General features: G+C 70.2%; 9 protein-coding genes and 1 pseudogene. 5 read left to right on the top strand and 5 right to left on the bottom strand.

The annotated features are described in order from the left end of the window. The coding region (locus ACOJTC_RS25925) for a hypothetical protein (protein ID WP_420118849.1) at positions 1-182 on the bottom strand (182 nt) is incomplete at its 3' end. Between the two features lie 50 nt (positions 183-232). On the opposite strand from ACOJTC_RS25925, the gene ACOJTC_RS25920 reads away from it, so the two are divergent. Next, the gene (locus tag ACOJTC_RS25920; protein ID WP_420118848.1) at positions 233-979 is read left to right on the top strand and encodes a phosphotransferase family protein; all 747 of its coding nucleotides are present in this window, start codon (positions 233-235) and stop codon (positions 977-979) included. Between the two features lie 312 nt (positions 980-1,291). On the opposite strand, the gene ACOJTC_RS25915 is transcribed toward ACOJTC_RS25920, so the two are convergent. From ACOJTC_RS25915 to ACOJTC_RS25905, 3 genes are all read right to left on the bottom strand, one after another. After that, complete coding sequence (locus ACOJTC_RS25915; protein ID WP_420118847.1) at positions 1,292-1,897, bottom strand: TetR/AcrR family transcriptional regulator; 606 nt, start codon at positions 1,895-1,897, stop codon at positions 1,292-1,294. Between the two features lie 77 nt (positions 1,898-1,974). Further along, a complete protein-coding gene (locus tag ACOJTC_RS25910; protein WP_420118846.1) occupies positions 1,975-2,799 on the bottom strand; it encodes an enoyl-CoA hydratase/isomerase family protein in 825 nt (274 codons plus the stop codon). Between the two features lie 40 nt (positions 2,800-2,839). Continuing rightward, positions 2,840-3,937, bottom strand: coding sequence for an NAD-dependent epimerase/dehydratase family protein (locus tag ACOJTC_RS25905; protein ID WP_420118845.1), 1,098 nt, complete (start codon positions 3,935-3,937; stop codon positions 2,840-2,842). A 250-nt stretch (positions 3,938-4,187) separates the two neighbouring features. Between ACOJTC_RS25905 and ACOJTC_RS25900 the strand changes: the two genes are divergently transcribed. Together ACOJTC_RS25900 and ACOJTC_RS25895 are read left to right on the top strand one after the other, a co-directional pair. Further along, positions 4,188-4,613: a GntR family transcriptional regulator gene (locus ACOJTC_RS25900; protein ID WP_420118844.1), complete on the top strand. Its 426-nt coding sequence runs from the start codon at positions 4,188-4,190 to the stop codon at positions 4,611-4,613. Next, complete coding sequence (locus ACOJTC_RS25895; RefSeq protein ID WP_420118843.1) at positions 4,610-5,101, top strand: ATP-binding cassette domain-containing protein; 492 nt, start codon at positions 4,610-4,612, stop codon at positions 5,099-5,101. Before ACOJTC_RS25900 ends, ACOJTC_RS25895 begins: the two co-directional genes overlap by 4 nt. Here ACOJTC_RS25895 and ACOJTC_RS25890 read toward each other — a convergent pair. Then, entirely contained in the window at positions 5,037-5,351 is a 315-nt protein-coding gene (locus ACOJTC_RS25890) for a hypothetical protein (protein ID WP_420118842.1), read from the bottom strand. The genes ACOJTC_RS25895 and ACOJTC_RS25890 overlap by 65 nt on opposite strands. A 240-nt stretch (positions 5,352-5,591) precedes the next feature. Here ACOJTC_RS25890 and ACOJTC_RS25885 point away from each other — a divergent pair, with 240 nt between their 5' ends. Beyond that, on the top strand, positions 5,592-6,839 hold the full coding sequence (locus ACOJTC_RS25885; protein ID WP_420118841.1) for a hypothetical protein: 1,248 nt from the start codon (positions 5,592-5,594) through the stop codon (positions 6,837-6,839). 112 nt (positions 6,840-6,951) lie between these two features. Next, positions 6,952-7,274: pseudogene (locus ACOJTC_RS25880) on the top strand (hypothetical protein); the annotation flags it as partial.

The raw sequence follows: 7,274 nt of genomic DNA, 5'->3' as shown, positions 1-7,274 counted from the left end.
GGGGCGACGCCCGGGCCGCGCAGGCCAAATGAGAGCCACACGACCAGCGTGGGCAGCCGATGTGAGAGCGACAGCCCGGGCGCCTCGACCGAAGCCTGGCCGGGCCACGGTCGCACGTCAATGAAACAAGTAGCCGATGTGCGCGAGTCGGTCAGGTCGCTTGCCGGTACGACGTACCGCATGCGACTCGCACGTGGTGACCCGCAGCGGCGTAGCTGATCAGCTCGCGATAATGGCGGGCGTGGAGGAGGTCTCGGTCGTCGTCGCCCATCGCGAGCGTGCGACCCTGCGCGTCGGCGACGTGTTCCTGAAGGTCGACAGCGACCAGACGCGCATCGATGTCGAAGTCGAGGCGATGCGGCTGGCGCCCGTGCCGACCCCCGAGGTCCTGTGGCGCAGGCCGCCCGTCCTCGCGATCGCCGCCGTCCCCGGCCAGGCACTCGGCCGCCTCGGCGAGCCGTCGCCCGCATCACCGGCGGCATGGGCCGCGGCGGGCACCGCGATCCGCACGCTGCACGACGCGCCACCGCCGCCGTGGGCCGGCACGAAGCTCGTCGGGCTGGACGCGGAACTCGATCGCGAATGCGCCTGGCTCGTCGACAGCGGCGTCCTGCCGGCCGACCTGGTCGACCGCAACCGCGAGATCGCCGAGGCCGCGATTCGGCCGTGGACGCCGGTGTTCATGCACGGCGACCTGCAGATCACCCACATCTTCACCGACGGCGACGAGGTCACCGGCGTGATCGACTGGTCCGAGGCGGCGCCCGGGGATGCGCTGTACGACCTGGCCGTTCTGACCCTCGGGCACGAGGAACGGCTCGACGACCTCCTCGCCGGTTACGGCACCGACGTCGATCGGGACGTCATCCGCGCCTGGTGGTCGCTGCGCAGCCTGCTGGCGTCCCGCTGGCTGATCGAACACGGCTTCGACCCGTCCTCGCCAGGCTGCGAATTCGACGTACTGAAATCCCGGATGTGAGACAGTACGAGCCCGACGGCCACGGGCCGTATGGGACGCGGCTGTCATGGCTCCTGGACTGCATCGGCGGTCTCGCGCCACTGATCGACACCCTCGAACGCGATCTCCTGGCCAACGTCCGGAGGATCGGACGCGACGAGGACGCGCTGCCCCCGGGGCCCCCGCGAGCGACGACCGACGTCCGAGGCGGGCAAGGCCCCCGGTGGGGCATCGGATCTTGGTCGACTGCTGTCTCGCCTAGAGCCTCGCTTCAGGGTCCGCCGCACCCCCTCCGACCTGCAAGGTCAGCCTGGGAAAGACGCAGAGAACGTGTCAGGAACTGCCCGCCGTTTCCGTGGCGCTTCCGTGGGTTTGCGCGGCGACCATGGTGACGAGGGTGTCGATCAGCTCTTCGGCGGTGGTCTGCCATTTGTCGCCGGCGAGCTGGCCGGTGATTTCCATGCCGGCGATGCCGTCGGCGCTGGCGAGGAGGAGGGCGGCGTACCGCCGGGCGTGGTGTTCGCCGGCCACGGCGGCGACTACCCGAAGGGACTCGTCCTGCGTGGGCTGGGCAGCCCGGGCGAACGCGGTGGGATCGCTGGCGGGGCTGCTGAACATCAGGCGGTAGAGATGAGGTTGGCGGCGGGCGAGGTTGATGAAAGCGGCGAGGAGGGCCCGCAGCTTTGCGGCCGGTGTGAGGTCGGGGTCTCGATGGATGGCACCGATTCGTTCACCGAGTGTGCCCCATGCCTGGCTGCCGACCGCGATCATGAGGTGTTCTTTGTCCGGGAAGTGCCGGTAGGGGGCTCCGCGGGTGACCCCTGCCCGCGCCCCGACGGCACGGAGGGTCACGGCTTCGAGGCCGCCGTGGTCGAGCAGCTCGGCCGCCGCTTCGAGCAGGGCCTGGCGTGTCGCGGCGGCGGTTTCAGCCCGGATCATCCGCTCATCCTATGGCCGGGTCAGGACGCGTTTGCCGACCGTGGGCGAGGGGTTGTGGCTATCGGCTCCTGAGGTTGCTACGGCTGTTCGGCAAGCGACCCGAGGTGCTGGCCCAGGTTTCGTTCGAGGTCGTCGATCCCGATCCGGGCGACGAGTGCGCCGACGGCCCGCCCGCGAGCCTCGACGCCAGGTCCCGTGGTGCATCGGGCGGACTCGACGAACGACGCCAGCAGGTTCTCCTCCGGCGGCAGGGTGGAGCGGTTCACCTGGGTCTTGACCGCCGTGATGGCGTCTCGGTCGAAGCTGGCGATACGCCGGGCCACAGCGTTGACGACGTCGTCGAGTTCGGCGTCGGGAATCGCCCGGGTGACCCAGCCGTACTGTGCGGCGCGGTCCGCGTCGTAGTCCTGACCGGTCAGGAGCACCTCCAAGGCCCGGTCGCGGCCGAGGAGGTGGGTCAGTCGTTCGGTGCCGCCGGCACCGGGGACCAGACCGAAGCCGACCTCGGGCTGGCAGAAGATCGCCTGCTCCCGGCTGGCGTAGCGCAGGTCGAAGGCGGCGGTGTACTCCGCGCCGCCACCACGGGTACGCCCCCGGATCGACGCGATGCTGACGAACGGTGCGGCGGCCAGGCGCACGCCGAGTTCGACGAACCCGGGCAGGTGTCCGCTGCCGGCCATGGCCGCGATGGCCGGTATCTGGTCGCTGTCGACGTGGTTGAGGAAGAACCCCGGCGTCGCGCTGTCGAAGATGACGACGCTGACCTGTTCCTCGCCGCTCAGACGGTCGACGACGTCGAACAGTTCTGCCACGGTGTCCGCGCCGATCAGGTTGAACGGTGGACTGGCGAATGTCACTCGACGCACCTTCGACGTCTCGTCGACCACGGTGAACTGACTCATGGAGATTCCTTCCGCTGGTCGGGTGGTGTAGGCGCGAGGTTCAGCGGCCCAGGGTGGGGGAGTGCGCCATCTGCCGGAGTCCTTCTTCCACGGTGATCACCGGCTGGTAGCCAAGCCGACGTCGTGCCCGGGCGATGTCGTAGACGCGGTCGCGGCCCATGAACGAGACGATCCACGGGGTGAGCGGTGGTGCTGTGGTGCGGCGACGGGCTTTCGCGGCGGTCTGTATGAGCGTGGCCAGAGGGGAGGCGACTGCCCGGGGAACGCTGTTGGCCGCGCTGACGTCGATGCCACGGGTGGCCAGCAGAGGGGTGAAGAAGTCGCGGGCGGGGCGGGGGCTGCCGTCGGTGACGTAGCAGATCAAACCGTGATCCCCACGGTCGAGTGCCAGCGTGATGATGTGGGCGAGGTTGTCGACGTGGCAGAAGTCGACCATGTGCCGTCCTCCGTCGATCCAGGAGAATCGGCCGGCTTCGACGGAGTCGATGAATCCCTGCAGGGTGTGGGTCATGCCCCGGCCCCACAGGAACGGCGGCCGGATGACGACCAGCGACGTGTTCCCGTGCGGCAGGGCAAGCAGTTCCTGCTCGGTGCGGAGCTTCACGCGGCTGTAGGCGATGTTCGCCGTGCCCGTGTCGGAGTTCTCGTCGACGGTGTGGTCGTGGTTGGTGCCGGTGGAGACACTTGCCGCGGACACCAGGACGAATCGCTTGACCTGTGCGTCCACGGCGGCCTCGTAGAGGGCGCGGGTCGGCAGCAGGTTGCGGTCGACGAAGACCTGGTCGGGTCCCCAGAAGGCCATGAAGGCCGCCGAGTGCACCACGGCGTCGACCTCGCCGAGGATCGGTAGCCACCCGGGCGCGCTGCCGGACGCGACCAGGTCCGACAGGTCACCGCTGACCGGGAGCCCGCCGGCCGATGTGATCGCGTCCGCGGCGGCCGTGGACCGCGCGAGCGCGTGCACCGTGTGCCCGTCGTCGACCAGCCTCCGGAGGATTGTTCCTCCGGCGAAGCCCGATCCACCCGTGAGAAAGATTTTCATTGATGCTCCTCGACGATTGCGTGACGCCCCTGGATTAGGTGCGGAGGTCGACTCCTGCAGGCCGAGGGCCCCGGCGTTGCAAGATGACAGCGTCATCACAGTCAGCGTAGGCAACTGAGATGACGCCGTCAACGGTTTGGGATGACTTTGTCATCAGTGGGCTGGCTCGCGGCCGACTCCGGGCCTGCTCTGCGTCGAGGCCGCCGCTCACGCGGCGGACGCCACCGCTACGGCGGACGCCACCGCCACGCCCGCCGCTGAACGTCCCGGCGAAGGCGCGAAGGCGCGGTTTGACGCGGGCGAGCACTACCGCTTTACTATTCTCCTAGTAAAGCAGGAGGGCGCGATGTTCCACTTCCGGCTCGACACCGGCTCCGGCGTACCGCCGTACCTGCAGCTGGTCCACCAGGTCCAGCAGGCGGTCCTGCTGGGTTTCCTCCGCCCCGGTGACCGCCTGCCCCTGATCCGGGAGGTCGTCGAGTCGCTGGCCATCAATCCGAACACGGTGGCGAAGGCATACCGCCAACTGGAGCAGGAGAATCTCGTCACCGGCCGGCCAGGCCACGGCACGTTCGTCACCGACACGCTGCCGGCTGCGGTGCCGCCGGCCACCTACACCTCCCTGCGGGGCGGCCTGCAGACCTGGCTGCGGAGGGCGTACGCCGCAGGGCTCGACGACCAGGCGATCACCGCCCTGTTCGCCAGCGTCCACCACCGGACGGAGACGAATGCCGTCCACCACCGGACCGAGACGAATGCGCAGTCGGCATGACGACCCAACCCGCGCTGCGTACGCAGAACCTCGGCAAGCGTTACCGCAAGGGCTGGGCCCTGCGCGACTGCACCCTGGAGCTGCCCCCCGGCCGCGTCAGCGCCCTGGTCGGCCCGAACGGCGCCGGCAAGACCACGTTGCTGCGCCTGGCGGTCGGGCTGCTCACGCCCACCACAGGCTCGGTCGAGGTGCTCGGCGAGTCGCCCGCCACCAACAGCGTTCGGGCCCTGACCCGCATCGGCTTCCTCGCGCAGGACCACCCGCTCTACCGCCAGTTCACCGTGGCGGACCTGCTGCGCTTCGGTCGCTCCTGCAACGTGCGCTTCGACCACGAGTTGGCCGCGCGACGCCTGACCCGGCTGGGCATCGCGCTGCACGCCCGCGCCGGCGCGCTCTCCGGCGGGCAGCAGTCCCAGGTGGCGCTCACGCTGGCGCTGGCCAAGCGACCCGCCGCGTCCGCCACCTGGTGGTGGCGGTGCCGCAGGTGACATGGCCGACCGCCGCGGTGACGCCGAGGAGCACGGCCAGCGACCAGGCCGACGAGCTGTGCCATGCCGTGGCCGTGTTGACGTGGTGGGTCTGCCCTCCGCTGCCGTACCGGATGACCGTCCAACTCAACCGGTACCAGGGGAGGAAGCTGTCGACGAGCAGCAGCAGGCCGAGCGCGGCGACGGACCGCTCCCACCACGGTGCGCGGAGGAGCAGACCGTGCAGGTGGTGTGGGACAGCGACTCGCATGGACGAATGTTGGCCTGTCACCCCTTCCGCGTCATCCGGGGTGGACACCCGGCTGTGGGCCGTGCCCACCGTCGTCGCGCTCGACCCCGACGACGGTCGGGCCGCCGCGCCGGCCCCGGGTGGGCTTGCCCGCGGGGGCAGGGAGGACTGCCCCTAAGACGGTCGGTGCCCGCGTACCGCAGCGACCGGGGTCGGGACAGGGTGGCCGGGTCGACTGTCGCCGATCCGAAAAGAGCGGTCATGACCTGGCAAGAGAACTACTGGGACGATGCCACGCAGAGCCCGGACTACTTCCAGCTTGTCGAGTTCGCCACCGTCCTCGACGGCGACTACGGCACCCGGATGTTCGGCCGGTGGATCGCGCAGATGCACCCGGACCGCCACGACCTGATCCGCAGCCTGGAGTACCTGCTGGTCACCTACCGGCACGGCGACGACGTGCGGGCGACGCTCGACACGTTCGAGCGGCAGCTGCCCCGGCCATGGGACGACTGGGCGATGGGCACCGCTTTGGCGGAGACCGCCCGACGGTTCCCGGACGTGCCAGTCGAACTCCGGGACGACGACGACTTCGCCACGCTGGCCGAGCTGCTGCGCGACGACGAGCAGCTGTTCGCGCTCTGGCGGGAGGAGGTGCAGCAGGCCGCGGTCATGGCGCTGTCCGTCCCCGAGGTGATGCCCGCCTTCGTGGCGTCCTGCCAGGCCCTCGCCGAGGAGGCGCTCCGGTACCAGGGCCGGGGCAAGGAGGAGGAGAGCGACCGGGAGAGCGACGAGGAGGACGAGGAGAGCTACGACCACTCCGGGTACGACCGGGCGTTCGGTCACATCGCGTCCGACGACGACCTGGTGGTGCCCCCCGCCCCGGAGAAGTCGGTCCGGTTCGCGCAGCCGCTGGTGGAGGGGGAGGACGAGCCGGAGTGGCAGCACAACGAGTTCAAGATCGGGGTGGCCTTCACGCTGAACCCGGAGGCCAACTCGAACCTGCCCGGTCACTACTCCTGGGCGCAGACCCAGGCCCTGGTCAGCCCGTGGGGCGTGGACGTGGACGAACTCGCCACCATGATCGGGACGGCGATGAAGCGGATGCCCCGCATGTACCGGGACGACCGGCTGACCATCCACGTCTTCCCGCAGCACGTCTTCATCACGGTGACGATCGACTCGGCCCTCAACGCGCACAACACCGGGATCATCGCGACCCTGACCGACGAGGGGGCGTACGCGCACTACGTGCAGTTCAAGGACCTGGTGATGTTCTACACCGACGAGAGCGACATGGACACCCCGATCTACAACGTGCTCAAGACGTTCGGGGACCCGTGGGCCGGTGGCACGGCCGAGAGCTACGTGGTGCGCCACGGCCGGGGCCGCAAGGCGTACTTCACCGTCGACCCGGTGCGGACCAGCCATGAGCAGAGCGTGGCGGCGGTCGTCCGGCGTTGCTCCGGCGGGCTGGACGTCCGGGTGCTGTCGGCCCGCCCGCAGTAGGGTGACAGCCGGCGGGGGCGCCGGGGCGGTGCCCGAACGGGCAGGCGGAACTGCCCGCAGGACTTCCCACACGGTCGCGGTCGACCCGGACGGGCCGCGTTCACTGTCCACCATGGCAGCCTCAGCGTCCCGGTCCCTGCGCGCCGCGTCGGCGTTCGCCGTGGTGGCACTCCTGGTGGCCAGTGCACCGCCGGCCGCGTACGCCGGGTTCTTCGCGGCACCGCGACCGGCCGGTGGCCCGGCGTTGCGGATCAGCGTGGGCGACGGCGTCGCCCCCCTGGTCGGCGAACCGGCCGGGACGACCCTCGGGCTGACCCCCGGTGGCTCGGCGGTGGTCACCCGCACGGTGACCACCGCGACCAACCCGCCCCCCCCCGCCGGGGTGCTGCTCGCCGACACGACCGGCAGCATGCAGGCGGCGCTGAACCACGTCCG

Source organism: Micromonospora sp., from assembly GCF_048594385.1.
GTDB classification, from domain to species: Bacteria; Actinomycetota; Actinomycetes; order Mycobacteriales; family Micromonosporaceae; genus Micromonospora; species Micromonospora wenchangensis.
This window is presented reverse-complemented; position numbering and strand designations above follow the sequence as displayed.

Excerpts from the sequence above, each read along its gene's own strand:
- ACOJTC_RS25920 (WP_420118848.1), top strand. The coding sequence starts at position 233 with ATGGCGGGCGTGGAGGAGGTCTCGGTCGTCGTCGCCCATCGCGAGCGT.
- ACOJTC_RS25915 (WP_420118847.1), bottom strand. The coding sequence starts at position 1,897 with ATGATCCGGGCTGAAACCGCCGCCGCGACACGCCAGGCCCTGCTCGAA.
- ACOJTC_RS25910 (WP_420118846.1), bottom strand. The coding sequence starts at position 2,799 with ATGAGTCAGTTCACCGTGGTCGACGAGACGTCGAAGGTGCGTCGAGTG.
- ACOJTC_RS25905 (WP_420118845.1), bottom strand. The coding sequence starts at position 3,937 with ATGACGCTGTCATCTTGCAACGCCGGGGCCCTCGGCCTGCAGGAGTCG.
- ACOJTC_RS25900 (WP_420118844.1), top strand. The coding sequence starts at position 4,188 with ATGTTCCACTTCCGGCTCGACACCGGCTCCGGCGTACCGCCGTACCTG.
- ACOJTC_RS25895 (WP_420118843.1), top strand. The coding sequence starts at position 4,610 with ATGACGACCCAACCCGCGCTGCGTACGCAGAACCTCGGCAAGCGTTAC.
- ACOJTC_RS25890 (WP_420118842.1), bottom strand. The coding sequence starts at position 5,351 with ATGCGAGTCGCTGTCCCACACCACCTGCACGGTCTGCTCCTCCGCGCA.
- ACOJTC_RS25885 (WP_420118841.1), top strand. The coding sequence starts at position 5,592 with ATGACCTGGCAAGAGAACTACTGGGACGATGCCACGCAGAGCCCGGAC.